Genomic DNA, 23,587 nt, shown 5'->3' with positions numbered 1-23,587 from the left:
CTTATCTGATTTGGCTAAGGTTGTCCGTCGTGTGCACCCAGAGCCCGGTGCCGTCGGCACTCTCAGCCGTAACCACGCCAGTGTGGATCCCCCTATTGTAATCAACGGACCTTTTCATGGCACAGTTTTTTACCGCTAAGTCCAATAAATTAAATAAGTTGTCTAAAAAAATCACCCTGGATGTCCAGCGCCTCGACCACAAGGGCCAGGGGGTGGCCAACCATCAGGGCAAAGTGGTGTTCATTCCCGGCCTGCTCCCCGGTGAGCGGGGTGAGGTGCAACTGACCGAGCAGAAGAAGCGGTTCGCCCAGGCGAAACTGCTGCGGCGACTGGGCCAGAGCCCGCTGCGGATCCAGCCGCAGTGCCAACATTTTGGCTGCTGTGGCGGCTGCCAGGTGCAGCACCTGGAGGCGGGTCAGCAGCGCGCCTACAAGCAGCAGACCCTGCTGGAGATGTTGTCTCGCCTGGGGGGCTGTGAGCCTGACGAGGTGGCCGAGCCCCTGTTCGGTTCCACCTGGCACTACCGCCGCCGGGCGCGCTTGGCGCTGCGGGTGGAGAGGGGCGAACTGCGGATGGGGTTCCGCCGAGAGGGCAGCAGTGAGATCGAGCCGGTGCAGTGTTGCCCCATCCTGGTGCCGCCGTTCGACGGGTTGCTGCCGGAGATTCACACCCTGCTGAGCGGCCTCAAGGGCAAACGCCAGCTGGGGCACCTGGAACTGACCCGCACCGCCGGCGAGTCGCTGTTCTGCCTGAGGGTGTTGAAGCCGCTGCAAGACGCCGACTGCGGCGCCCTGGCGGCGTTTGCCCGGAAGCATGGCCTGACGGTGCTGCTGGACGACGGTGACGCTGTGACCCGCCTCGATGGCAAGCCTCTTGCACCCTTTGCCATCGAGCTGGGGGAGATGAGTCCCCCCCTGGCCTATCTGCCCGGGGACTTCATCCAGGTCAACGGCGAGGTCAACCAGGCGATGGTGGCCCAGGCGCTGGAGTGGCTGGCGCCGCGGCCGCAGGATCAGGTGCTGGAGCTGTTTGCCGGTATCGGCAACTTCAGTTTTCCCCTGGCTCGCCGCTGTCGGTCGGTGCTGGCGGTCGAGGGGGTCAGCAGCATGGTGGCCAGGGGCAATGGCCGGGCCCGGGAGCTGGGGCTGGACAACCTCAGTTTTTGCCAGGCGGATCTGAACGACGGCGCCGGCGACCCGCGCTGGCTCAAGCCGGTGGACCTGCTGCTGCTGGATCCGGCCCGGGCCGGTGCTGGCGGTGCCCTGGCGCACCTGGGCAATTGGTGCCCCCGGCGGGTGCTCTATGTCTCCTGCAACCCCGCCAGCCTGGCCCGTGACGCAAAAATGCTCACTGAGCAGGGCTATCGGCTAAAGAGGGTTGGACTGGTGGATATGTTCCCCCATACTCAACACTTGGAGTCCATGGCACTTTTTGAAAAAAGTGGACTCTGAACAATAGGATGCCGCCAGGAGGCGGTGAAGGTAACATGCCCCCGGGGCAGGAACAGAGGATGACACTACACCATGGTATCGGTTCGTCAGATCCATTTCGGAGAGCAACAGGTCGATCTTACCCAGTGGCTGATGCAGCTGGAGCTCGGTGCGGATTCGCGCCAGAGGCTGGAGGCCTGCTTCCGATATTGCCAGGATCTGACGGTGGAGGAGCGTCCGGTGCTGGAAGCTTGCCTGATCCGCGCCCGGGAGATGGTGGAGATCCTGCTGCCGCTAAATATGGACATCGCCACCCTGGAGGCCAGCGTCCTGTTCACCTGCCTGGATGAGGGGCTGCTGACCCTGGAGCAGGTCGAGGAGAAGTACGACGCCCAGCTGGTGCCGCTGATCAAGAGCGTTCAGGTGATGGACGCCATCCGTACCCTGCAGACCGGCAGTGGCGTCAGTGCCTCTGAAAGTCAGATCGACAACCTGCGGCGGATGCTGCTGGCCATGGTGGAGGATGTCCGCGCCGTGGTGATCAAGCTGGCGGAGGGGGTGGTGATGCTCCGCGAGGTGAAAAATGCCGACGAGGAGACCCGGGTGGTGCTGGCCCGGGAGGTGCGTGACATCTATGCGCCCCTGGCCAACCGCCTCGGCATCGGCCAGCTCAAGTGGGAGCTGGAGGATCTCTCCTTCCGCTACTTGCACCCGGATACCTACAAGGAGATCGCCCAGCTGCTGGATGAGAAGCGCATCGACCGCGAAAGTTACATCCACGATTTCGTCGCCGATCTGCAGCAGAGCCTGGACAGGGACGGTATCCGCGCCGAAGTTTACGGTCGCCCCAAGCACATCTTCAGCATCTGGAAGAAGATGCAGAAGAAGAACCTGGCCTTCTCCGAGCTGTTCGACGTGCGTGCGGTGCGCATCATCGCCGAGCGGCTGCAGGACTGCTACGCCGCCCTGGGGGTGGTGCACACCAAGTGGCGCCACCTCCCCAACGAGTTCGATGACTATGTGGCCACCCCCAAGCCCAACGGCTACCAGTCGATCCACACCGTGGTGCTGGGGCCGGCTGGCAAGAGCGTGGAGATCCAGATCCGCACCGAACAGATGCACCAGGATGCGGAGCTGGGTGTGGCGGCCCACTGGAAGTACAAGGAGGGACCCCAGTCCGGCAAGTCCACCGGCTTCGAGGAGAAGATCAACTGGCTGAGGAAGATCCTCCAGTGGCAGGAGGATGTGGTGGAGAGCGGCAACCTCATCGACGAGGTGCGCAGCCAGGTGTTTGAGGACCGGGTCTACGTCTTCACCCCGCGCGGCGACGTGGTGGATATGCCCGCCGGCAGCACGGTGCTCGATTTTGCCTACTACATCCACTCGGTGGTGGGACACCGCTGCATCGGCGCCAAGATAGACGGCCGCATCGTTCCCTTCACCACCGAGGTGGAGACCGGCCAGCGGGTGGAGATCATCACCGCCAAACAGCCCAACCCCAAGCGCGACTGGCTCAACCCCAACCTGGGTTACATCAAGACCAGTCGCGCCCGGGCCAAGATCGCCCACTTCTTCAAGCAGGAGGACAAGGAGAAGAACACCGCCGCCGGCCGGGAGATCCTGGAGAGCGAGCTGGGGCGCCATGGCCTCAAGCTGGAGGAGGCCCACTCGGCGGTGGAGCGGTTCAACATGCACAGCCTGGACGACCTGCTGGCGGCCATCGGCGGCGGCGACATCCGCCTCAACCAGGTGATCAACCACATCCAGAGCCGCCACAAGCGCGAGATGGAAAACGAAGAGGACGCGGTGGCCGAACTGGTCAACCGCGCCCCGACCAAACCGAGGGGCCGCAGCGGCCAGATCGAGGTCAACGGGGTGGGGAACCTGATGACCCACCTGGCCAAATGCTGTCAGCCCCTGCCCGGGGATCCCATCTACGGCTACATCACCCAGGGCCGGGGCGTCTCGGTGCACCGGGAGGAGTGTGAACAGCTCAAAGAGATGCTCGAGCGCAGCCCGGAGCGCGGCGTCGAGGTGGTCTGGGGCGAAAGCGCCTCCGGCGGCTACAGCGTCAGCATCCGGGTGGTGGCCAACGATCGCAACGGCCTGCTCAGGGACGTGACTACTCTGCTGACCAACGAAAAGTCCAACGTCACCGAGATGCGCAGCCGCAGCGATAACATGAAACACACCGCCATCATCGAGCTCAAGCTGGAACTGTACAACATGGAGTCCCTGAGCCGACTGGTGGCGCGCCTGGGCCAGATTCCCGGCGTGGTTGAGGTGGGTCGACGGTGAGCCAGATGACGCGGTTGCTGGCGATCATGGCCAGGCTGAGGGATCCCCAGGGTGGTTGTCCCTGGGATCTCAAACAGGATTTTGCCAGCATAGTGCCCCACACCCTGGAGGAGGCCTACGAGGTGGCGGACGCCATCGAGCGTGGCGACTGGGAGGGGCTGCCCGGTGAGCTGGGTGACCTGCTGTTCCAGGTGGTGTTCTACGCTCAGCTGGGCAAGGAGAAGCAGTGGTTCGATTTCGAGGAGGTGGCCAGGCGCATCAGCGACAAGCTGGAGCGGCGCCATCCCCATGTGTTCGCCGAGGCGCAGATCCCGGAAGCCGAGCTCAAGGCCAACTGGGAGGCCACCAAGTCCGCCGAGCGGGCGGACAAGGGGGAGCACTCGCTGCTGGACGACATTCCCAGGGCGATGCCGGCGCTGACCCGGGCGGTGAAGATTCAGAAGCGGGTGGCCAGCGTTGGCTTCGACTGGGACAGCCTGGGTCCGGTGGTGGGCAAGGTCCACGAAGAGGTGGACGAGGTGCTGGAGGAGGCCCACCAACTGGTGGTGGACCAGGAGAAGCTCACCGAAGAGGTGGGGGACCTGCTGTTTGCCGTGACCAACCTGGCACGTCATCTCCAGGTCAACCCGGAGCAGGCACTGCGCCGGGCCAACGACAAATTTGATCGTCGCTTCCGCGGCGTGGAGCGGCTGGCGGCAGAGTCCGGCCGTGAGCTGGACGCCCACAGCCTGGCGCAGCTGGAGGCCTATTGGCAGCGGGTCAAGGAACAGGAGTGAACCCGGGAAGTGGCGCAAAAATATCCACTGCAGGTCAGCAGGTTCTGCAATTAATGTGATACGGATTCACCGCTTCACAGATTGTCCTACCTGGGGGCCTCTGGTATACTGTCATCCCGTCCTATAGTGAACTCCCACTAAGTCGTATCATTCTTATCTCAGGTTCAGCATGACTACAAATTATATCTTCGTGACGGGCGGGGTGGTTTCCTCGTTGGGTAAAGGCATTGCAGCAGCGTCTCTTGCCGCCATTCTGGAAGCTCGCGGTCTTAATGTGACCATCATGAAACTGGATCCCTACATCAATGTGGATCCCGGCACCATGAGCCCCACCCAGCACGGTGAGGTGTTCGTGACCGAAGACGGTGCCGAAACCGACCTGGACCTGGGTCACTACGAGCGCTTCATCCGTACCAAGATGAGCAAGCGCAATAACTTCACCTCAGGCCGAATCTACGCCGACGTGCTACGCAAAGAGCGCCGCGGCGACTACCTGGGTGCCACCATCCAGGTGATCCCCCATATCACCAATGCCATCAAGGAGCGGGTGATCTCCGGAGCCGAGGGCCATGACGTGGCCATCGTCGAGGTGGGCGGCACCGTGGGTGACATCGAGTCCCTGCCGTTCCTGGAAGCCCTGCGTCAGCTGGCGGTTGAGCTGGGCCGTGACCGGGCGATGTTTATGCATCTGACCCTGGTGCCTTACCTGTCTGCGGCCGGTGAAGTGAAGACCAAGCCGACTCAGCACTCCGTCAAGGAGCTGCTCTCCATCGGTATCCAGCCCGATATCCTCATCTGCCGTTCCGACCGGGTGGTACCCGCCAACGAGCGCCGCAAGATCGCCCTGTTCTGTAACGTGGAAGAGAAGGCGGTGATCAGCCTCAAGGATGTGGATAGCATCTACAAGATCCCGGCGCTGCTGAAGTCCCAGGGCCTGGATGAACTGTGTGCCAAGCGCTTCGGCCTGACCTGTCCCGAGGCGGACCTGTCCGAGTGGGAGCGGGTGATCTACGAAGAGGCCAACCCCACCGGTGAAGTGACCATCGGCATGGTGGGTAAGTACGTCGAATTGCCGGACGCCTACAAGTCCGTCAACGAAGCCCTGAAGCACGGCGGCCTGAAGAACCGCGTCTCGGTGACCATCAAATACATTGACTCCCAGGACGTGGAGGCCAAGGGTACCGCCATCCTCGAGGGTCTGGACGGCATCCTGGTACCCGGTGGCTTCGGTGAGCGTGGTGTGGAAGGCAAGATCATGGCCGCCCGCTATGCCCGCGAGAACAAGGTCCCCTACCTGGGGATCTGCCTGGGGATGCAGGTGGCGCTGATCGAGTTCGCCCGCAACGTCGCCGGCCTGGAGGGGGCCCACTCCAGTGAGTTTGATTCCGCCACTCCCTACCCGGTCGTGGGCCTGATCACCGAATGGGTCGACGAAGAGGGCAATGTCGAGGAGCGCACCGAAGGCTCCGATCTGGGCGGCACCATGCGCCTGGGCGCCCAGCTGTGTCACCTCAAAGAGGGATCCAAGGTCGCCGCACTCTATGGCGGCAGCACCTGCGTAGAGCGCCACCGTCACCGTTACGAAGTGAACAACAACTACCTCAAGACCCTGGAAGATGCCGGCCTCTCCTTCGCCGGCCTGTCCACCGACAAGAAGCTGGTGGAGATCATCGAGATCCCGAGCCACCCCTGGTTTGTGGCCGGTCAGTTCCACCCTGAGTTCACCTCCACCCCCCGTGACGGCCACCCCCTGTTTGCCGGATTCATCAAGGCGGCGGGAGAGTTCCAGAAAGGCGAACTAAACTAGAGCGAGATTCCCGGGCGGGTGCCCCTATGGCCTCCGTCCTTTAACTTTGAAACTCTGTAATAGGAAACTTTGAAATGGCAAAGATCGTTAAGATTGTCGGCCGCGAAGTCATGGACTCCCGCGGTAACCCCACCGTAGAAGCCGAAGTGCATCTGGAAGGCGGGTTTGTCGGTATGGCCTGCGCCCCCTCCGGTGCCTCCACAGGTACCCGCGAAGCCCTGGAACTGCGTGACGGTGACAAGTCCCGCTACCTGGGCAAAGGCGTGCTGAAAGCCGTTGCCAACGTCAACGACACTATCGCTCCTGCCCTGGTTGGCTTCGACGCCGCAGATCAGCGTGGCCTGGACCAGGTGATGATCGACCTGGACGGCACCGAGAACAAGGACAACCTGGGCGCCAACGCCATCCTGGCCGTGTCCCTGGCTGCCGCCAAGGCCGCCGCTGCCGCCAAGGGCCTGCCCCTGTACGCCCACATTGCCGAACTGAACGGCACTCCCGGCCAGTACTCCATGCCGGTTCCGATGATGAACATCCTCAACGGTGGTGAGCACGCCGACAACAACGTGGACATCCAGGAGTTCATGGTTCAGCCAGTGGGCGCGCCCAACTTCCGTGAAGCCCTGCGCATGGGTGCCGAGATCTTCCACAACCTGAAGAAGGTGCTGAAGGCCAAGGGCCTGAACACCGCCGTGGGTGACGAAGGGGGCTTCGCGCCCAACCTGGCCTCCAACGCCGATGCCCTGGCGGTGATCAAGGAAGCGGTTGAAGCCGCAGGCTACAAGCTGGGCACCGACGTGACCCTGGCCCTGGACTGCGCCGCCTCCGAGTTCTACAAGGATGGCCAGTATGTCCTGAGCGGCGAAGACAAGAGCTTCGACTCCAACGGTTTTTCCGACTACCTGGGTGAACTGAGCGCTCAGTACCCCATTGTTTCCATTGAAGATGGCCTGGATGAGTCCGACTGGGAAGGCTGGGCCTACCTGACCAAGATCCTGGGCGACAAGATCCAACTGGTGGGCGACGACCTGTTCGTAACCAACACCAAGATCCTCAAGCGTGGTATCGACAACGGCATCGGTAACTCCATCCTGATCAAGTTCAACCAGATCGGCTCCCTGTCCGAAACCCTGGACGCCATCAAGATGGCCAAGGACGCCGGCTTCACCGCAGTGATCTCTCACCGCTCCGGTGAAACCGAAGACGCCACCATCGCCGATCTGGCGGTGGGCACCGCAGCGGGCCAGATCAAGACTGGCTCCCTGTGCCGTTCCGACCGTGTAGCCAAGTACAACCAGCTGCTGCGCATCGAAGAGGCCCTGGGCGGCAACGTTCCCTACCGTGGTCTGAAAGAGATCAACGGCCAGGGCTAAGTCGCCTGATGCGTTGAAAACCATACTGAAAAGCCGCCTTCGGGCGGCTTTTTTGTGCCTGGCGGCTTTCCTTTTCGGTCGCCTTGGGTCAAGATCTTCCCATCACAACGCGGGTGGATACGATGCGACTGCTGCTTATTGTCTTGACGCTGTCCCTGGTGGGGCTTCAGTACCGTCTCTGGAACGGAGAGAACGGCTACGCCGAAGTGCGTCGGCTGGAGACTCAGATCGCCGAGCAGAAGGCCAACAACCTCAACCTGGAGCAACGCAACCAGATGCTGCGCCAGGAGATCACCGACCTGCGCGATGGCCTGGAGTCCATCGAGGAGCGGGCCAGGAATGAGCTGGGGATGGTGGGCCCCAATGAGCAGTTTTTCCGGGTGATCAAGCGTCCTTCGGCCGACACCCACCGCCAATAACCTACCCACTTCGGAGTCAAGATGTTACCTGAGCACATGCCCCTCTATGCCGTGGTGCCCGCCGCCGGCGTCGGCAAGCGCATGGGGGCAGAGATCCCCAAGCAGTACCTGCCGCTGAATGGTCGCCCCATACTCTCCCATACCCTGGGCCGGTTGCTGGACCACCCCAGAGTTGGCCAGGTGGTGGTAGCCCTGGGTGAGGAGGATGGCTATTTCGACGCTCTGCCCGAATCGGGTCACCCCAGGTTAAAGCGGGTGCCCGGAGGCAGGGAGCGGGCAGATTCGGTTCTCAGTGCCCTCAACCAGATCGAGGATGACTGCGCCTGGGTGATGGTTCACGACGCCGCCCGCCCCTGCCTGAGCCACGCCGACATAGACAGGCTGCTGGCGCAGAGCGGCGACCAGGGGGGCATTCTGGCGGCGCCGGTGCGCGACACCATGAAGCGGGCCGGAGCGGACGGGACCATCGACCACACCGTGGCCCGCCAGGGGTTGTGGCATGCGCTGACCCCCCAGCTGTTTCCGGTGGCGGCCCTGCGAGACGCCCTGACCCGCGGACTGGCCGACGGGGCCGAAATTACCGATGAGGCGTCCGCCATGGAACGCCTGGGCTGGCGGCCCGCCCTGGTGGAGGGCAGTCCCGCTAACATCAAAGTGACCCATCCAGACGACCTGCGGATCGCCGGGTTGCTGATTAAGGAGTAAAGATGATTCGCATTGGCCATGGCTTCGATGTTCACAAGTTCGGCGGCGAGGGTCCGGTGACCCTGGCCGGCGTCAAGGTTCCCTACCGCCAGGGGTTGCTGGCCCACTCCGATGGCGATGTGATCCTCCATGCCATCAGCGATGCCCTGCTGGGGGCGTTGGCCCTGGGAGACATCGGCCACCACTTCCCCGACACCGACCCCAGGTTCAAGGGGGCGGACAGCCGGGTGCTGCTGCGCCATTGCTATGCTTTGGTGAAGGAGCGGGGGTACAGCTTGGGTAACCTGGATGTCACCGTCATCGCCCAGGCCCCCAAGATGGCGCCCCATATCGAAGCGATGCGCACCAACATCAGCGCCGACCTGGAGTCGGCGCTGGATCAAGTTAATGTCAAGGCGACCACCACGGAGAAGCTGGGCTTTACTGGCCGTGCCGAGGGGATCGCCACCGAAGCCGTAGTGGTACTTACCCGTGACTGAATACACCCTGCCCCAGTGGCACTATCTCCATGGCCAGCCCGACGGCTATGCCATCCTGCGCACCCTGCCTGAGGATTTTATCGTCGAGGAGGCGTTGCCCTTTACCGCCGATGGCGAGGGCGAGCATCACCTACTGCAGATCCGCAAGCGGCTGCTGACCACTCACCAGGTAGCCCAGAAGCTGGCCAGCTTCGCCGGCGTCAAGCGGATGGATGTCTCCTGGGCGGGACTCAAGGACAAGTATGGGGTGACCAGCCAGTGGTTCAGTGTACGCATCCCCGGCAAGGAGACCCCGGACTGGACCTCCCTGAACGACGACAATCTTGAGGTGTTGCAGGCGCTGCGCCACGGCAAGAAGCTGAGAACCGGCACCCTGTCCGGCAACCGCTTTGTCCTCACCCTGCGCCAACTGCAGCCGGGGACCGACCTGGAGCGGCGCCTGGAACAGATTCGTGCCCATGGGGTGCCCAACTATTTTGGCGAGCAGCGCTTCGGCCACGGCGGCCGCAACGTGGAGCGGGCCGCCGAGATGTTCGCCGGCAAGCGTATCAAGGACAGGAACAAGCGCAGCATCTACCTGTCCGCTGCCCGCAGCTTCCTGTTCAACCAAGTGGTGTCCGAGCGCCTGAGCCGGTATGGCCTGGTGCCGCTGGCCGGCGATACCCTGATGATGCCCACCGGCGGCAGCTTCTTCAAATCGGAGCCCGGCGATGCCGAGATCCCAGGCCGACTGCAGCGGGGAGAGCTGCGCCTCTCCGCCCCGATGGCGGGAGAGTACCTGGGCGGTGACGATGACGCCGATCGTTTCGAGCAGGAGGTGATGGGGCGTTGGCCCGAGCTGCTGCAGGGACTCAAGGATGCCCGCATGGATCAGGAGCGGCGTCCCCTGCTGCTGTGCCCCCAGCAGATGAGCTGGCAACTGGAGGGGGACACCCTGGTGCTGAGCTTCCTGCTTCCCGCCGGAGCCTACGCCACTTCGGTGCTGCGTGAACTGGTCAGCTATGAGGAGGCACACAATATTGAAAATCAAACGGTTAATGGATAAAAATAGCCCACTATGAAGATTCTGGTAAGCAATGATGATGGGGTACACGCCCCGGGGATCCGCGCCCTGTCGGAGGCACTGGCCACCCTGGCAGAGGTGGTCACCGTGGCGCCCGATCGCAACTGTTCCGGGGCCAGCAACTCCCTGACCCTGACCAATCCTCTGCGGGTGCAAACCATCGATAATGGCTACCTGTCGGTCAACGGCACCCCCACCGACTGTGTCCATCTGGCGATCCGCGAGCTGATGGACGGGGAGCCTGACCTGGTGGTCTCCGGAATCAATGCCGGGGCCAACCTGGGGGATGACACCCTCTATTCCGGCACCGTCGCCGCCGCCATGGAGGGGCGTCACCTGGGACTGCCCACCATCGCCGTCTCCCTGGTGGGACGGGAGCTGCGCCACTATGCCACCGCCGCCCGCTTTACCTTGAAGCTGGTGCGGCACCTGAAAATGACCCCCTTGCCCTCCAACCAGATCCTCAATATCAATGTTCCAGACCTGCCCGAAGAGGCGATCCAGGGCGTCAGGGTGACCCGCCTAGGTGCCCGTCATAAAGCGGAGGGGATGATCCGCACCCAGGATCCCGCCGGCCGCGACATCTACTGGCTGGGTCCTCCGGGACAACAGCAGGACGCCGGTCCGGGCACCGACTTCGACGCCGTGGCCAATGGCTTTATCTCCATCACCCCGTTGACCGTGGATCTCACCGCGCACGATCAGTTGGAGGGGCTCAGCCGGTGGATGGACGGTGTGTCATGATTGGTCAGGCCCAGGTCTATGGCCATCGACTCGCAGAACTGCTGCGCCAGTCCGGCATCCGCGATGAGCGGGTGTTGGCGGCCATTGCCAACACCCCCAGGACCACTTTCGTTGAGGGGGCGCTGACCCAGAGAGCCTGGGAGAATACCGCCCTTCCCATCGGCCAGGGGCAGACCATCTCCCAGCCCTACATCGTGGCGCGGATGACTCAGGCGCTGCTGCAGGGGTTGCCTGAGGGGCCGGTGTTGGAGATCGGCACCGGGTCGGGCTATCAGTCCGCCATCCTGGCCCAGTTGGTGCCGGAACTCTGCTCGGTGGAACGGATCAAGGGGTTGCAGATCAAGGCCCGTCAGCGGCTGAAGAAGATGGATCTGCACAACGTCGCCTTCAAGTACGGCGATGGTTGGCAGGGCTGGCCGGCCCGGGCTCCTTTTGCCGGAATCATCGTGACCGCCGCTGCCCGAGAGGTGCCCCAGGCGCTGCTGCAGCAGATGGCCGATGGCGGACGGATGGTGATCCCGATCGGTGAGCAGGTGCAGGTGCTGAACCTGATCACCCGCCAAGGGGACCGCTACCAGAGCGAGGTGCTGGAGGAGGTGCGCTTTGTGCCGCTGGTGGCCGGTGACACCGAGTAACCGACCCGGCTTGCGCCGCCGCTCTCTGGCGGCGTTTGCCTTTCTGGAAGGGGTGATCCTGCCGGTGCCGGCGGAGCTGGTGCTGGCGCCATTGTGCCGGCTGGAACCCAGGCATTGGCTCTCCCTGGCCTGGTTGACCGTGTTCTGGTCGGTGGTCGGCGGCTTGCTGGCCTATCTGGTTGCCCGCTGGGGAATGGACAGCCTGGTGCTGCCCCTGGTGAAACAGTGGGGGTACGAGGCGGAGCTGACCGAGGTGCTGGAGCTGTACCGTCAATGGGGGGTCTGGGTGTTGGCGGTGTCCGGCCTGACTCCCCTGCCATATAAGCTGGCGACCCTGGCGGCGGGGGCCAGTGGTGTCTCCTGGCCTCTGTTTCTGGTGGCGGCCAGCGTCAGTCGAGCCAGTCGCTACCTGCTGGTGGCCTGGGTGGCGAAAGAGACCGGCCGTATGCCCAGGGGCTACGCCTGGTTGGGGTGGGTAATTTTGGGAGTGTTGCTGTGCGCATTGCTGCTCGTTATTTAGGCAGATCCTGGTGGTGTCTTCTGGTGCTCCTCCTCGGGGGCTGCAGTTTTCAGTCACATACACCGGCGCCTGTGGAAACTTTATACACAGGGAAAACCTTCAAGGATAAGCCCCGAGGCAGCGTAACCCAGTCTCGCTATCGGGTTCAGCCCGGTGATACCCTCTACTCCATCGCCTGGGCATCCGGGACCGACTATCGCGACCTGGCGCGGATCAACAGGCTGCCATCTCCCTATACCATCCAGGTGGGACAGTGGCTTGATTTGCGATCGGTCAAAAAATCAGCAGCAACAGCCTCCCCAGCCACAAAACCAGCGAAAACCTCCACGAACACCAGTCGATCCACATCTGCTGCTGTCAGATCCAGCAAACAAAAAGAAAACACTAAACCTGTTGATCCCAAAATTTCTCAGGAGTATGCTTCAACAAGAAGCTCACAAAATATTAACAGGCCATTAAAACCCGCGTTACCGAGAAAAGTGTCCAAGTGGCGCTGGCCAGCCTCAGGAAAGGTGGTGGCCCGTTACTCCGACTCCGCTCAAGGGCAAAAGGGGTTAGATATCGTTTCTAGGGAAGGAACGCCTGTGGTGGCTTCGGCTGAGGGCCGGGTGGTGTACGCCGGCAGTGCTCTCAGGGGGTATGGCAAGCTGATCATCATCAAGCACAGCGACGATTATCTGAGCGCCTATGCCCACAACAGAAAGATACTTGTAAAAGAAAAACAAGTAGTTAAGTCCGGTCAGCAGATCGCTGAAATGGGAAGTACCGACAGCGATCGAGTGATGCTTCACTTCGAGATTCGCTATCGAGGCAAGTCTGTGGACCCGGAACGTTATCTACCGAAGAAGTAACCTTTTTTGCAGGGATGTCAAGGTATATGGAGGCTTTACCGTGAAGTAATCATCAGTGGTTTGGGACAAATTGGGAGACTGGCCAATGAGTCGAAATAACAAGCAATTCAGCAGCGCCGCTGCGGTTGATCTGAACAGGGACGAAGCAGTTTTGGGGACTGATTCCACCCGACGAGTTTCAGAGAAGCGCAAGTCGGCAAAAGAGTCCGCCGTAGATCAACTGGTTCAGGATGATCTGCAGAAAAATCTCGATGCCACTCAGCTTTATTTGAGTGAGATCGGGTTCTCACCCCTGCTCACCGCCGAGGAGGAGGTCTATTACGCTCGCCGTGCCCAGCGTGATTGTGCCAAATCCCGCAACCGGATGATCGAAAGCAACCTGCGTCTGGTGGTGAAGATCGCCCGTCGGTACAACAACCGGGGATTGGCCCTGCTCGACCTCATCGAAGAGGGCAACCTGGGGCTGATCCGCGCCGTGGAGAAGTTTGATCCCGAACGGGGGTTCCGCTTCTCCACCTACGCCACCTGGTGGATCCGCCAGACCATAGAGCGCGCCATCATGAACCAAACCCGCACCATCCGGCTGCCCATTCATGTGGTCAAGGAGCTCAATGTCTATCTGCGTACCGCCCGTGAGCTGGCACACAGCCTGGATCATGAGCCGACCGCCGACGAGATCGCCGCCAAGCTGGACAAGCCGGTTGAGGACGTGAGCAAGATGCTCAAGCTGAACGAGAAGATCAGCTCGGTGGATACGCCTATTGGCGGTGACTCCGACAAGGCGCTGCTGGACATCATCGCCGACGATGACAGCACCAGTCCGGAATCTCGGGTGCAGGAGGATGATATCCAGGATTCCGTCGTCCGCTGGCTGGATGAGCTGAACTCCAAGCAGCGTGAGGTGCTGGCCCGTCGCTTCGGGCTGCTGGGTTACGAGCCCTCCACCCTGGAGGATGTCGGCCGAGAGATCGGCCTGACCCGGGAGCGGGTTCGTCAGATCCAGGTCGAGGCGCTGCGGCGGCTCAAGGATCTGCTGGGATCCCAGGGGCTCTCCAGTGAGGCGCTGTTTCGACCCTGATTCTGCCCTTTGCTAGCGCAAAAAGAAACGCGGCCCATGGCCGCGTTTCTTTTTGAGGCCGACTACATCAGGGCCTTGAGCCGGTAGAGCAGATCCTGGGCCTGGCGGGGAGAGAGGTTGTCCGGATCACTCTGCTCCAGCATCTCCAGAGCCGGGTGGGACTCCGGCTCCGGCGGGTCGACGGCCAGGGTCATCTGGGGAGCCGCCTGGGCCTGGCCCAACTGCTCCAGCTGTGCCAGCTTCTGCTTGGCCTGGCGAATCACCCCCTGAGGCACACCCGCCAGGGCCGCCACCTGCAGGCCGTAGCTGCGGCTGGCCGGTCCCTCCTGCACCGCGTGCATAAAGGCGATGGTGTCGCCGTGCTCCACCGCGTCCAGGTGGACGTTCACCGCCTCGGCGTGCTGTTCCGGCAACTGAGTCAGCTCAAAGTAGTGGGTGGCGAACAGGGTCAGTGACCGGCTCTTCTGGGTGAGAAACTCCGCCGACGCCCAGGCCAGTGACAGGCCGTCGTAGGTGGAGGTGCCCCGGCCGATCTCATCCATCAGCACCAGGCTGCGCTCACTGGCGTTATTGAGGATGTTGGCGGTTTCGGTCATCTCCACCATGAAGGTGGACCGGCCCGAGGCCAGGTCGTCCGAGGCGCCGATGCGGGTGAAGATGCGGTCAAGTCGGCCGATCTCGGCACTGTCCGCCGGCACAAAGCAGCCGATGTGGGCCATCAGGGCGATCAGCGCCGTCTGCCTCATGTAGGTGGACTTACCGCCCATGTTGGGGCCGGTCAGCACCAGCATCCGTCGTGACGGACTGAGGCTGACCGGGTTGGCAATGAAGGGCTCCCTCATCACCTGTTCCACCACCGGGTGACGGCCGCCGCGGATCTCGATGCCCACCCGGTCGGTCAGGGTGGGGCGGCAGTAGTTCAGCGCTTCGGCGCGTTCGGAAAAGGTCTGCAGTACATCGAGTTCTGCACAGGCGTAGCCGAACAGCTGCAACCGGGCCAGCTCCGGCATCAGCAGGTCGAACAGCTCTTCGTACAGCTGCTTTTCCAGCGCCAGGGCCTTGCCCTGGCTGGTCAGCACCTTGTCCTCGTGCTCCTTGAGCTCAGGGATGATGAAGCGCTCGGCGTTCTTCAGGGTCTGGCGGCGGACGTAGCTGGCGGGCACCAGGGCCGACTGGGCTCGGGATACCTCAATGTAGTAGCCGTGGACCTTGTTGTAACCCACCTTGAGGGTGGCAATGCCGGTGGCTTCACGCTCGCGGCTCTCCAACTCGGCCAGGTAATCGGTCGCGCCCTGGGACAGATCCCGCCAATAATCCAGTTCGCTGCTGTAGCCAGGGGCGATCACCCCGCCGTCGCGGATCAGCACCGGCGGGTTGTCGATGATCGCGCGCTCCAGCAGGGCCAGCGCCTCGGGAAACTCTCCCAGTTCCAGAGTCAGGCTCTGCAGCCGGGCGGCCTGGCACTGAGACAGGCTCTCCTTCAGCTCCGGCAGTACCCGCAGCGCCTGGCGCAGCCGGGTAAAGTCCCGGGGCCTGGCGCTGCGCAGGGCCAACCGGGCCAGCACCCGTTCGATGTCGCCGATCTGCTTGAGCAGATCGGCCAGGTCCGGGCTCAGGCCCATCTCCAGCAATTCCGAGACGCCATCGAGCCGTTGATTGAGCCGCTCCCTGCAGGTCAGAGGCTGATGGATCCAACGCTGCAGCTGGCGGGAGCCCATGGCGGTGGCGCTGGTGTCCAGCACGGCGGCCAGGGTGTTGTCATGGCCACCGCTGAGGTTGCGGGTCAGCTCCAGGTTGCGGCGGGTGGCGGCGTCCAGCACGATCCCCTCGTCGCTGAGGTGGCGGCCGATGCTGCGGATGTGGGGCAGGGCGGTGCGCTGGGTATCCTTGACATATTGCAGCAGGCAGCCGGCGGCGCACAGCCCCAGATCCGCCTCCTCGACGCCGAACCCGGCCAGATCCCGGGTACCGAACTGCTCCGTTAACTGCTTGCGGGCGGTGGCCAGATCGAACTCCCACTCCGGACGCCGTCGCAACCCCTTCAGCTCCTCGATAAGGTGGGTCACCGTCAGTGACTCGCAATAGAGCAGCTCCGCCGGGGCGACCCGTTGCAGTTCGGCGGCCAGGCTCTCCTCGCCATTGATCTCGTCGAGAAAGAACCGGCCTGAGGTGAGATCCAGGGTGGAGAGGCCGAACCGTCCCTTGTGTTCATACAGGGCCGCCACCAGGTTGTCCCGTCGTTCCGTTAGCAGCGCCTCGTCGGTGACTGTGCCCGGGGTGACGATGCGCACCACCTTGCGTTCCACCGGACCCTTGCTGGCGGCCGGATCGCCCACCTGTTCGCAGATCGCCACCGACTCGCCCATCTGCACCAGGCGGGCCAGGTAGCCCTCCACCGCGTGATAGGGCACACCGGCCATGGGGATCGGGTCCCCGCCGCTCTTGCCGCGGGCGGTCAGGGTGATGTCCAGCAGGGCGGCGGTCCGCTTGGCGTCATCGTAGAAGAGTTCATAGAAGTCGCCCATGCGATAGAAGAGGATCACATCCTGGTGCTGGGCTTTCAGGGTGAGGTACTGCTGCATCATCGGGGTATGATGCGCTAGGGCGTCGGACTGGAGGCTCACGAGTTTCCTGCTGGGCAAAATCCACAAAGCCGTTATCATACCCCGGATCGAAAAACGCCTCCACAAGGCAAACAGGACTTGATACTGTATGACCATACAGTATACTGGGCCCATTGATTGATAACTGGTCGCATCCAAATTTAGAGTGGAGCTAGCAATGGACAACAACAAACAGCGCGCCTTGGCCGCTGCCCTGGGACAGATTGAAAAGCAGTTTGGCAAAGGCTCTATCATGCGCCTGGGTGATGCCACTGCCATGGACATCGAGGCCATCTCCACCGGTTCACTGGGTCTGGATGTGGCGCTGGGCATCGGGGGCCTGCCCGCCGGCCGGGTGGTCGAGATCTACGGCCCCGAGTCCTCCGGTAAGACCACCCTGACCCTGCAGGTGATCGCCGAAGCCCAGAAGATGGGCAAGACCTGTGCCTTCGTCGACGCCGAGCACGCCCTGGATCCCATCTATGCGGAGAAGCTGGGTGTCAACGTGCAGGAGTTGCTGGTGTCCCAGCCGGACACCGGTGAACAGGCCCTGGAGATATGCGACATGCTGGTGCGCTCCGGTGCTGTCGACGTGGTGATCGTCGACTCCGTTGCCGCCTTGACGCCCAAGGCGGAGATCGAGGGTGAGATGGGCGACTCCCACGTCGGTCTGCAGGCTCGGCTGATGTCCCAGGCACTGCGTAAGCTGACCGCCAACATCAAGCGCTCCAATACCCTGTGCATCTTCATCAACCAGATCCGGATGAAGATCGGCGTCATGTTCGGTAACCCCGAAACCACCACCGGGGGCAACGCCCTGAAGTTCTACGCCTCCGTGCGTCTGGATATCCGCCGCACCGGCGCCATCAAGGATGGTGACGAGGTGGTGGGTAACGAAACCCGGGTGAAGGTGGTGAAGAACAAGGTGGCACCTCCCTTCAAGCAGGCCGAGTTCCAGATCCTCTACGGCGAGGGTTCCTCCAAAGAGGGCGAACTGATCGACCTGGGTGTGAAGCACAAGCTGGTGGAGAAGTCCGGCGCCTGGTACAGCTACAAGGGCGAGAAGATTGGCCAGGGTAAGGCCAACTGCATCCGCTTCCTCAAGGAGAACCTGGCCATCGCCGAAGAGATCGAATCCCAGCTGCGCTCCATGCTGCTGGTGAAAGCCGAACCTGCCGCGGACGAGTTTGATCCCGCCACCGAGGGAGAGGAGGCCTGAGTCAGGCCGACCTCAAACAGGCGGCTCTGAATCTGCTGAGCCGCCGGGATCACGCCAAAGCCGAGTTGATGCAGAAGCTGCGTCAACGCGGCTTTGATCTTTCCGGGAGCGAGGAGCTGTTTCTGCAGCTGGAGCAGTGGGGCTACCTGGACGAGTCACGCTTTGCCCACGCCTACGCCCGGAGCCGAGCCGTGCGAGGGCAGGGACCCGCCAAGGTCCGCCAGGAGCTTCGTCAACGGGGGGTGCCGCCGGCGCTGATCTCCGCTGCCCTCGGGCAGGAGGAGGTCGATTGGTGGGAGGGTTGCCTGGAGTTGACCCGGCGCCGCTTCGATGGGACCCAACTGGCCGACTACGGCGCCCGCCAGAAGGCGAGGCGCTTCCTCATGGGCCGTGGCTTTGACCGTGACCAGATAGAGTACGCCTTCGAGGAGCTCTCCCGAGGCGAGTAAATTTCCTGAAAATCCCCCATTCCGCTGGTTTGCCGCGCCCGGTTACGGATATAATCACCCGTTTGAACAGGCAGCGCTGCCAAGCAGACGGACAGTGCGCTGCCTCAACCCAGATACAACTCTTTTCAGGATGACCGCATGCGTATGACCACTGCTGAAATTCGGGAAGCTTTCCTGGAATATTTCCGCACTCAGAACCACGAAGTGGTGGAGTCCAGCTCCCTGGTTCCTCACAACGATCCTACTCTGCTGTTTACCAATGCGGGTATGAACCAGTTCAAGGATGTGTTCCTTGGCGCGGAACAGCGCAACTACTCCCGAGCCACCACCTCCCAGCGTTGTGTGCGTGCCGGCGGTAAGCATAACGACCTGGAAAACGTGGGCTATACCGCCCGCCACCATACCTTCTTCGAGATGCTGGGCAACTTCAGCTTCGGCGACTACTTCAAGCGTGATGCGATCAAGTTTGCCTGGACCTTCCTTACCGAAGAGCTGAAGCTGCCCAAGGAGAAGCTGTGCGTCACCATCTATGACTCCGATGATGAGGCCTATGAGATCTGGCTGAATGAGGTGGGGGTGCCCGCCGATGCCATCATCCGCATCGGTGACAACAAGGGCGCCCCCTATGCGTCCGACAACTTCTGGCAGATGGGCGACACCGGCCCCTGCGGTCCCTGTACCGAGATCTTCTATGATCACGGCGAGCACATCTGGGGCGGCCGCCCCGGCACGCCCGAAGAGGACGGCGACCGTTTCATCGAGATCTGGAACATCGTCTTCATGCAGTACAACCGTCAGGCCGACGGTACCATGGAGCCTCTGCCCAAGCCTTCGGTGGATACCGGCATGGGCCTGGAGCGCATCGCCGCCATCATGCAGGGGGTGCACTCCAACTATGAAATCGACCTGTTCCAGGCGTTGATCAAGCAGGCCGGCCTGTTGCTGGCCGTCGACGATCTGGAGAACAACTCCCTGAAGGTGATCGCCGACCACATCCGCTCCTGCGCCTTCCTGATCGCCGACGGTGTGATGCCCTCCAACGAGGGGAGGGGTTACGTGCTGCGCCGCATCATCCGCCGTGCCGTGCGTCACGGCCACAAGCTCGGCGCCCGCCAGCCCTTCTTCCACCGCTTGGCTCCCAAACTGGCCGAGCTGATGGGCGCCGCCTACGATGAGCTCAATACCCAGATGCCGGTGATCTCCAAGGTGCTCAAGACCGAGGAGGAGCAGTTTCTGCGCACCGTGGACCGAGGTCTGGCGCTGCTGGAGGAGGTCCTGGAGAACCTGGAGGGCGACACCATCCCCGGTGCCAAGGTGTTCGAACTGTACGACACCTACGGCTTTCCAGCCGACCTGACCGGTGACATCGCTCGTGAGCGCGACGTGAAGATCGACCAGGAGGGCTTCGACGCCGCCATGGCCGAGCAGCGTAAGCGTGCCCAGCAGGCCAGCAAGTTCGGCATGGATTACAACGAGGTGCTTCGCATCGACAGCGACACCGAGTTCAGCGGTTATACCCTGAGTGAACAGGCCGCCAAGGTGGTGGCCATCTACCGGGAGGGCGACTCTGTCCAGCAGTTGCAGGAGGGGGAAGAGGGCCAGGTGATTCTGGACACCACCCCCTTCTACGCAGAGAGCGGCGGCCAGGTGGGCGATACCGGTGAGCTGTTGATGAGCGACGGCGCCTTTACCGTGACCGATACCCGCAAGGCCGGCAACGCCGTCGTCCACATCGGCTATGTCTCCGGTGGCGAAATCCACGTGGGTGAAGAGCTGACTGCCGCCATCGACAGCCATCGCCGCCAGGCGATCAAGCTTAACCACACCGCTACCCACCTGCTGCACGCGGCCCTGCGCAAGGTGCTGGGCGAGCACGTGACCCAGAAGGGCTCCCTGGTCAACGCCCAGGGACTGCGTTTCGATTTCAGCCACTTCGAGGGGGTCGACATCAAGACCCTGCGTACCGTGGAGAAGATGGTCAACGATCAGATCCGCGCCAACAGCGAAGTGGCCACCCGTCTGATGAACATCGATGAGGCTAAGACTGCCGGTGCCATGGCGCTGTTCGGTGAGAAGTACGACGACGAGGTTCGCGTGGTCAACATGGGCGAGTTCTCCACTGAACTCTGTGGTGGCACCCACGTCGAGCGTACCGGTGACATCGGTTTCTTCAAGATCGTTTCCGAGGGCGGCATCGCCGCCGGCGTCCGTCGTATCGAAGCGATCACCGGTCAGGTGGCCATCGATGCCATGCACCAGCTGGGTGAACAGCTCGAGGGGCTGGCCACCATGGTCAAGAGCGATACCACCAACCTGGCAGAGCGTGTGCGCACCCTGGTGGAGCGCAGCCGCTGGCTGGAGAAGGAGGTGGATCGCCTCAACGCCAAGCTGACTGCCCAAGCCGGTGCCTCGCTGGCCGATAACGCCACTGACATCAACGGCACCAAGGTGATTGTGGCCAACCTGGAGGGGGCCGAACCCAAGTCCCTGCGCGACACCCTGGATCAGCTGAAGAACAAGCTAGGCAGCGGCATCGTGGTGCTGGCTACCGCCAAGGATGACAAGGTCAGCCTGATCGCCGGGGTCACCAAGGATCTGACTGCCAAGGTTAAGTCCGGTGAGCTGGTCAACATGGTTGCTCAGCAGGTGGGAGGCAAGGGTGGCGGCCGCCCTGATATGGCTCAGGCCGGAGGCACCGATGTGGCCGCCCTCCCGGCGGCCCTGGCAAGTGTCAACGACTGGCTGGCGCAGCGGCTGTAAACAGTGTCGCTGTTTGTACAGAAGTATGGCGGTACCTCGGTGGGGTCATTTGACCGCATCGAGGCGGTCGCCGACGGTATTGCCCGTACCGTTCGCGAGGGCCACCGTACCGTGGTGGTCCTGTCGGCCATGGCCGGTGAGACCAACCGGCTGTTGGAGTTGGCCTCGCTGGTGTCGGCCAAACCCGATCAGCGCGAGCTGGATATGCTGGTCAGTACCGGTGAGCAGATCTCCATCGCCCTGATGGCCATGGCGCTGCATAAGCGTGGGGTCGCGGCTGTCTCTCTGCTCGGATTTCAGGTGGGGATTGAGACCGACGGCCATCATGGCCGTGCCGAAATCCAGAATGTCGACCGACGGCGTTTGCAGGAGTGCCTCGACGCGGGCCAGGTGCCCATCGTTGCCGGCTTCCAGGGGCTGAGCGCCCGGGGCGAAGTGACCACACTGGGACGCGGCGGTTCGGATACCACCGCGGTTGCCCTGGCCGCGGCCCTGCAAGCGGACGAATGTCAGATTTTCACCGATGTGGAGGGGGTTTATACTACGGATCCCAGGATAGAACCCAAAGCTCGCAAGATGGACCACATCACCTTCGAGGAGATGTTGGAGCTTGCCAGCCTGGGTGCTAAGGTATTGCAAATGCGCTCGGTTGAATTTGCAGGCCGGCACCGGGTGCCACTTCGGGTGCTGTCCAGTTTCAAGGAAGGAGAAGGGACTCTGATCGATTATGACGGCCGTTGCCATTCCGGCCACCGTGTTACCGGCATCGCCTACAGTCGCGAAGAGGCCAGCCTGACGCTGGCCGGGTTGGTGGATCAACCCGGAGTCGCGGCCGCCCTGTTTTCCCCCCTGGCGGACGCCAAGATCGCCGTGGACATGATCGTTCAGGCCGCCGCCGGTGAGGGGCGTGTGGACCTGACCTTCACCGTACCCCGAGGGGATCTGGCCCTGGCTCGATCGGTCATCGAGCCTTTGATGGCCAACTTCGGGGCCAGAGAGTTGATAGAAACAAGCGACATCTGCAAGGTTTCCGTGGTGGGGGCGTCAATGACCCATCACACCGAGGTGGCCAAGCAGATGTTCGAAGTCTTGGGTCGAGAAGGAATTAAGATTCATTTGATTGCGACCTCGGAGATCAAGATCTCCGTTGCCATTGATGAGAAGTATCTTGAGCTTGCCGTCCGAAGCCTCCACAGTTCGTTTGGACTGGGTGAAGACTGAGAATATCTGCCGATGTGGGTAGAATTAATCTAGGCTAACTTTATAATAGCGCTGCAAGATTCCACAGCCGCTGGCTGTGGACTTGAAGAGAGAGGAGCGAAAGAATGCTGATTTTGACTCGCCGCGTAGGCGAAACCTTGATGATTGGTGACGAGGTGACCGTTACTGTTTTGGGTGTGAAGGGCAACCAGGTACGTATTGGTGTAAACGCTCCCAAAGAGGTTTCTGTGCATCGCGAGGAGATCTACATGCGGATTCAGGCCGAGAAAGACGGCACGCCGCAGGGTGGAAACTTCTAAAAAGAACCGGCGCATCAGCGTCGGTTTTTTTATGCTTGAATCCGGTTTGAAGGGCAGTTTCTGTCGCTGCTTCCCGAAGTGAAACTGCGGCTTTCGGGCTGTGATGGCGCGATATTGACTCTGCTGGATAAAAACAGTGCAGTTGTCGCCAGGGCCGCCAAAAAGCGTTTGACATATTTCTGCGACAACGTAATATACGCCCCGCACCAAGGCAGAGCGGGCTCTGCGGGTGACCGGTGACCTGCCGGACAACAGGTTGGAATGGTGAGGTGGCCGAGTGGCTGAAGGCGCGCCCCTGCTAAGGGCGTATACCTTGATCGGTATCGAGGGTTCGAATCCCTCCCTCACCGCCATTGCGCGCTCGTAGCTCAGCTGGATAGAGTACCTGGCTACGAACCAGGCGGTCGAAGGTTCGAATCCTTCCGAGCGCGCCATTTTGTTAAAGGATGCCTGAGCTTCGCTCAGGGGTTCTATGCGCTTGGTCGGATTGCCGGCCTGCGGGCAAAGCCCTTCGGCGTTGCCGCGGCGAAAGCTTCGCTTTCTAACTTCCGCGCCAACCCTTCCGAGCGCGCCATATTGATGAAAGCCGCGCAGTGCTTGCGCGGCTTTTATTTTCCCCAAGAGGGAAGACAACAGAATTGGTGTGCGTCCGTAGCTCAGCTGGATAGAGTACCTGGCTACGAACCAGGCGGTCGGAGGTTCGAATCCTCCCGGACGCGCCATTAATTTTCAAACATTGCGCGCTCGTAGCTCAGCTGGATAGAGTACCTGGCTACGAACCAGGCGGTCGAAGGTTCGAATCCTTCCGAGCGCGCCATTTTGTTAAAGGATGCCTGAGCTTCGCTCAGGGGTTCTATGCGC

20 protein-coding genes and 4 tRNA genes are annotated in these 23,587 nt (G+C 62.0%); 23 read left to right on the top strand and 1 reads right to left on the bottom strand.

Features of this window, described 5'->3' with window-relative positions; genetic code table 11:
• Positions 1–116: 116 nt before the first annotated feature.
• From rlmD to rpoS, 14 genes are all read left to right on the top strand, one after another.
• Complete coding sequence (gene rlmD, locus FCL40_RS07720; protein ID WP_136852586.1) at positions 117–1,451, top strand: 23S rRNA (uracil(1939)-C(5))-methyltransferase RlmD; 1,335 nt, start codon at positions 117–119, stop codon at positions 1,449–1,451.
• A gap of 72 nt (positions 1,452–1,523) precedes the next feature.
• The gene (gene relA, locus FCL40_RS07715) at positions 1,524–3,728 is read left to right on the top strand and encodes a GTP diphosphokinase (RefSeq protein ID WP_136852585.1); all 2,205 of its coding nucleotides are present in this window, start codon (positions 1,524–1,526) and stop codon (positions 3,726–3,728) included.
• 5 nt (positions 3,729–3,733) lie between these two features.
• Positions 3,734–4,504: a nucleoside triphosphate pyrophosphohydrolase gene (mazG, locus tag FCL40_RS07710; protein ID WP_136853001.1), complete on the top strand. Its 771-nt coding sequence runs from the start codon at positions 3,734–3,736 to the stop codon at positions 4,502–4,504.
• A gap of 169 nt (positions 4,505–4,673) precedes the next feature.
• Positions 4,674–6,311 (top strand): CTP synthase, encoded by a 1,638-nt coding sequence (locus FCL40_RS07705; protein ID WP_136852584.1) that lies wholly within the window; start codon positions 4,674–4,676, stop codon positions 6,309–6,311.
• 74 nt (positions 6,312–6,385) lie between these two features.
• Complete coding sequence (gene eno / locus FCL40_RS07700; RefSeq protein WP_136852583.1) at positions 6,386–7,681, top strand: phosphopyruvate hydratase; 1,296 nt, start codon at positions 6,386–6,388, stop codon at positions 7,679–7,681.
• Positions 7,682–7,803: 122 nt separating this feature from the next.
• Positions 7,804–8,100, top strand: coding sequence for a cell division protein FtsB (gene ftsB / locus FCL40_RS07695; protein ID WP_136852582.1), 297 nt, complete (start codon positions 7,804–7,806; stop codon positions 8,098–8,100).
• Between the two features lie 21 nt (positions 8,101–8,121).
• Positions 8,122–8,805, top strand: coding sequence for a 2-C-methyl-D-erythritol 4-phosphate cytidylyltransferase (gene ispD, locus FCL40_RS07690; protein ID WP_136852581.1), 684 nt, complete (start codon positions 8,122–8,124; stop codon positions 8,803–8,805).
• 2 nt (positions 8,806–8,807) lie between these two features.
• The gene (ispF, locus tag FCL40_RS07685) at positions 8,808–9,284 is read left to right on the top strand and encodes a 2-C-methyl-D-erythritol 2,4-cyclodiphosphate synthase (RefSeq protein WP_136852580.1); all 477 of its coding nucleotides are present in this window, start codon (positions 8,808–8,810) and stop codon (positions 9,282–9,284) included.
• Entirely contained in the window at positions 9,277–10,329 is a 1,053-nt protein-coding gene (gene truD / locus FCL40_RS07680) for a tRNA pseudouridine(13) synthase TruD (RefSeq protein ID WP_136852579.1), read from the top strand. Before ispF ends, truD begins: the two co-directional genes overlap by 8 nt.
• A gap of 12 nt (positions 10,330–10,341) precedes the next feature.
• Entirely contained in the window at positions 10,342–11,091 is a 750-nt protein-coding gene (surE, locus tag FCL40_RS07675) for a 5'/3'-nucleotidase SurE (protein WP_136852578.1), read from the top strand.
• On the top strand, positions 11,088–11,726 hold the full coding sequence (locus tag FCL40_RS07670; protein ID WP_136852577.1) for a protein-L-isoaspartate(D-aspartate) O-methyltransferase: 639 nt from the start codon (positions 11,088–11,090) through the stop codon (positions 11,724–11,726). The genes surE and FCL40_RS07670 overlap by 4 nt, the downstream gene beginning before the upstream one ends.
• Positions 11,713–12,246 carry a YqaA family protein gene (locus tag FCL40_RS07665; RefSeq protein ID WP_169307041.1) on the top strand — a complete coding sequence of 178 codons (534 nt, stop codon included), beginning with the start codon at positions 11,713–11,715 and terminating at the stop codon, positions 12,244–12,246. The genes FCL40_RS07670 and FCL40_RS07665 overlap by 14 nt, the downstream gene beginning before the upstream one ends.
• The gene (locus FCL40_RS07660; protein WP_229360292.1) at positions 12,222–13,097 is read left to right on the top strand and encodes a peptidoglycan DD-metalloendopeptidase family protein; all 876 of its coding nucleotides are present in this window, start codon (positions 12,222–12,224) and stop codon (positions 13,095–13,097) included. Before FCL40_RS07665 ends, FCL40_RS07660 begins: the two co-directional genes overlap by 25 nt.
• 85 nt (positions 13,098–13,182) lie before the next feature.
• Positions 13,183–14,175: an RNA polymerase sigma factor RpoS gene (gene rpoS / locus FCL40_RS07655; RefSeq protein ID WP_136852575.1), complete on the top strand. Its 993-nt coding sequence runs from the start codon at positions 13,183–13,185 to the stop codon at positions 14,173–14,175.
• 62 nt (positions 14,176–14,237) lie between these two features.
• On the opposite strand, the gene mutS is transcribed toward rpoS, so the two are convergent.
• Positions 14,238–16,838, bottom strand: a complete 2,601-nt coding sequence (gene mutS, locus FCL40_RS07650) for a DNA mismatch repair protein MutS (protein ID WP_136852574.1) — start codon at positions 16,836–16,838, stop codon at positions 14,238–14,240.
• Between the two features lie 118 nt (positions 16,839–16,956).
• Between mutS and recA the strand changes: the two genes are divergently transcribed.
• The 9 genes from recA to FCL40_RS07605 all read left to right on the top strand — a co-directional run bounded on the left by recA (position 16,957) and on the right by FCL40_RS07605 (position 23,543).
• Complete coding sequence (gene recA / locus FCL40_RS07645) at positions 16,957–17,997, top strand: recombinase RecA (RefSeq protein ID WP_136852573.1); 1,041 nt, start codon at positions 16,957–16,959, stop codon at positions 17,995–17,997.
• The gene (locus FCL40_RS07640; protein ID WP_407644145.1) at positions 17,994–18,446 is read left to right on the top strand and encodes a regulatory protein RecX; all 453 of its coding nucleotides are present in this window, start codon (positions 17,994–17,996) and stop codon (positions 18,444–18,446) included. The genes recA and FCL40_RS07640 overlap by 4 nt, the downstream gene beginning before the upstream one ends.
• A 138-nt stretch (positions 18,447–18,584) precedes the next feature.
• The gene (alaS, locus tag FCL40_RS07635) at positions 18,585–21,206 is read left to right on the top strand and encodes an alanine--tRNA ligase (RefSeq protein ID WP_136852571.1); all 2,622 of its coding nucleotides are present in this window, start codon (positions 18,585–18,587) and stop codon (positions 21,204–21,206) included.
• Between the two features lie 3 nt (positions 21,207–21,209).
• Positions 21,210–22,427 carry an aspartate kinase gene (locus tag FCL40_RS07630; RefSeq protein WP_136852570.1) on the top strand — a complete coding sequence of 406 codons (1,218 nt, stop codon included), beginning with the start codon at positions 21,210–21,212 and terminating at the stop codon, positions 22,425–22,427.
• A gap of 104 nt (positions 22,428–22,531) precedes the next feature.
• Positions 22,532–22,726, top strand: a complete 195-nt coding sequence (csrA, locus tag FCL40_RS07625) for a carbon storage regulator CsrA (protein ID WP_028109924.1) — start codon at positions 22,532–22,534, stop codon at positions 22,724–22,726.
• A gap of 263 nt (positions 22,727–22,989) precedes the next feature.
• Positions 22,990–23,079 (top strand) — tRNA-Ser (locus FCL40_RS07620).
• A gap of 4 nt (positions 23,080–23,083) precedes the next feature.
• Positions 23,084–23,160, top strand: a tRNA-Arg gene (locus tag FCL40_RS07615).
• 211 nt (positions 23,161–23,371) lie between these two features.
• A tRNA-Arg gene (locus FCL40_RS07610) sits at positions 23,372–23,448 on the top strand.
• A gap of 18 nt (positions 23,449–23,466) precedes the next feature.
• Positions 23,467–23,543 (top strand) — tRNA-Arg (locus FCL40_RS07605).
• Positions 23,544–23,587 lie beyond the last annotated feature (44 nt).

It is taken from the genome of Ferrimonas sediminicola (assembly GCF_005116715.1).
GTDB classification, from domain to species: Bacteria; Pseudomonadota; Gammaproteobacteria; order Enterobacterales; family Shewanellaceae; genus Ferrimonas; species Ferrimonas sediminicola.
Note: the sequence above shows the minus strand (reverse complement) of the source record. Positions and strands in the feature narration are given on the sequence as shown.

Excerpts from the sequence above, each read along its gene's own strand:
- csrA (WP_028109924.1), top strand. The coding sequence starts at position 22,532 with ATGCTGATTTTGACTCGCCGCGTAGGCGAAACCTTGATGATTGGTGAC.
- recA (WP_136852573.1), top strand. The coding sequence starts at position 16,957 with ATGGACAACAACAAACAGCGCGCCTTGGCCGCTGCCCTGGGACAGATT.
- mutS (WP_136852574.1), bottom strand. The coding sequence starts at position 16,838 with ATGATAACGGCTTTGTGGATTTTGCCCAGCAGGAAACTCGTGAGCCTC.
- surE (WP_136852578.1), top strand. The coding sequence starts at position 10,342 with ATGAAGATTCTGGTAAGCAATGATGATGGGGTACACGCCCCGGGGATC.
- mazG (WP_136853001.1), top strand. The coding sequence starts at position 3,734 with ATGACGCGGTTGCTGGCGATCATGGCCAGGCTGAGGGATCCCCAGGGT.
- ftsB (WP_136852582.1), top strand. The coding sequence starts at position 7,804 with ATGCGACTGCTGCTTATTGTCTTGACGCTGTCCCTGGTGGGGCTTCAG.
- ispF (WP_136852580.1), top strand. The coding sequence starts at position 8,808 with ATGATTCGCATTGGCCATGGCTTCGATGTTCACAAGTTCGGCGGCGAG.
- alaS (WP_136852571.1), top strand. The coding sequence starts at position 18,585 with ATGCGTATGACCACTGCTGAAATTCGGGAAGCTTTCCTGGAATATTTC.
- rlmD (WP_136852586.1), top strand. The coding sequence starts at position 117 with ATGGCACAGTTTTTTACCGCTAAGTCCAATAAATTAAATAAGTTGTCT.
- eno (WP_136852583.1), top strand. The coding sequence starts at position 6,386 with ATGGCAAAGATCGTTAAGATTGTCGGCCGCGAAGTCATGGACTCCCGC.
- FCL40_RS07705 (WP_136852584.1), top strand. The coding sequence starts at position 4,674 with ATGACTACAAATTATATCTTCGTGACGGGCGGGGTGGTTTCCTCGTTG.
- FCL40_RS07670 (WP_136852577.1), top strand. The coding sequence starts at position 11,088 with ATGATTGGTCAGGCCCAGGTCTATGGCCATCGACTCGCAGAACTGCTG.
- ispD (WP_136852581.1), top strand. The coding sequence starts at position 8,122 with ATGTTACCTGAGCACATGCCCCTCTATGCCGTGGTGCCCGCCGCCGGC.
- rpoS (WP_136852575.1), top strand. The coding sequence starts at position 13,183 with ATGAGTCGAAATAACAAGCAATTCAGCAGCGCCGCTGCGGTTGATCTG.
- relA (WP_136852585.1), top strand. The coding sequence starts at position 1,524 with ATGGTATCGGTTCGTCAGATCCATTTCGGAGAGCAACAGGTCGATCTT.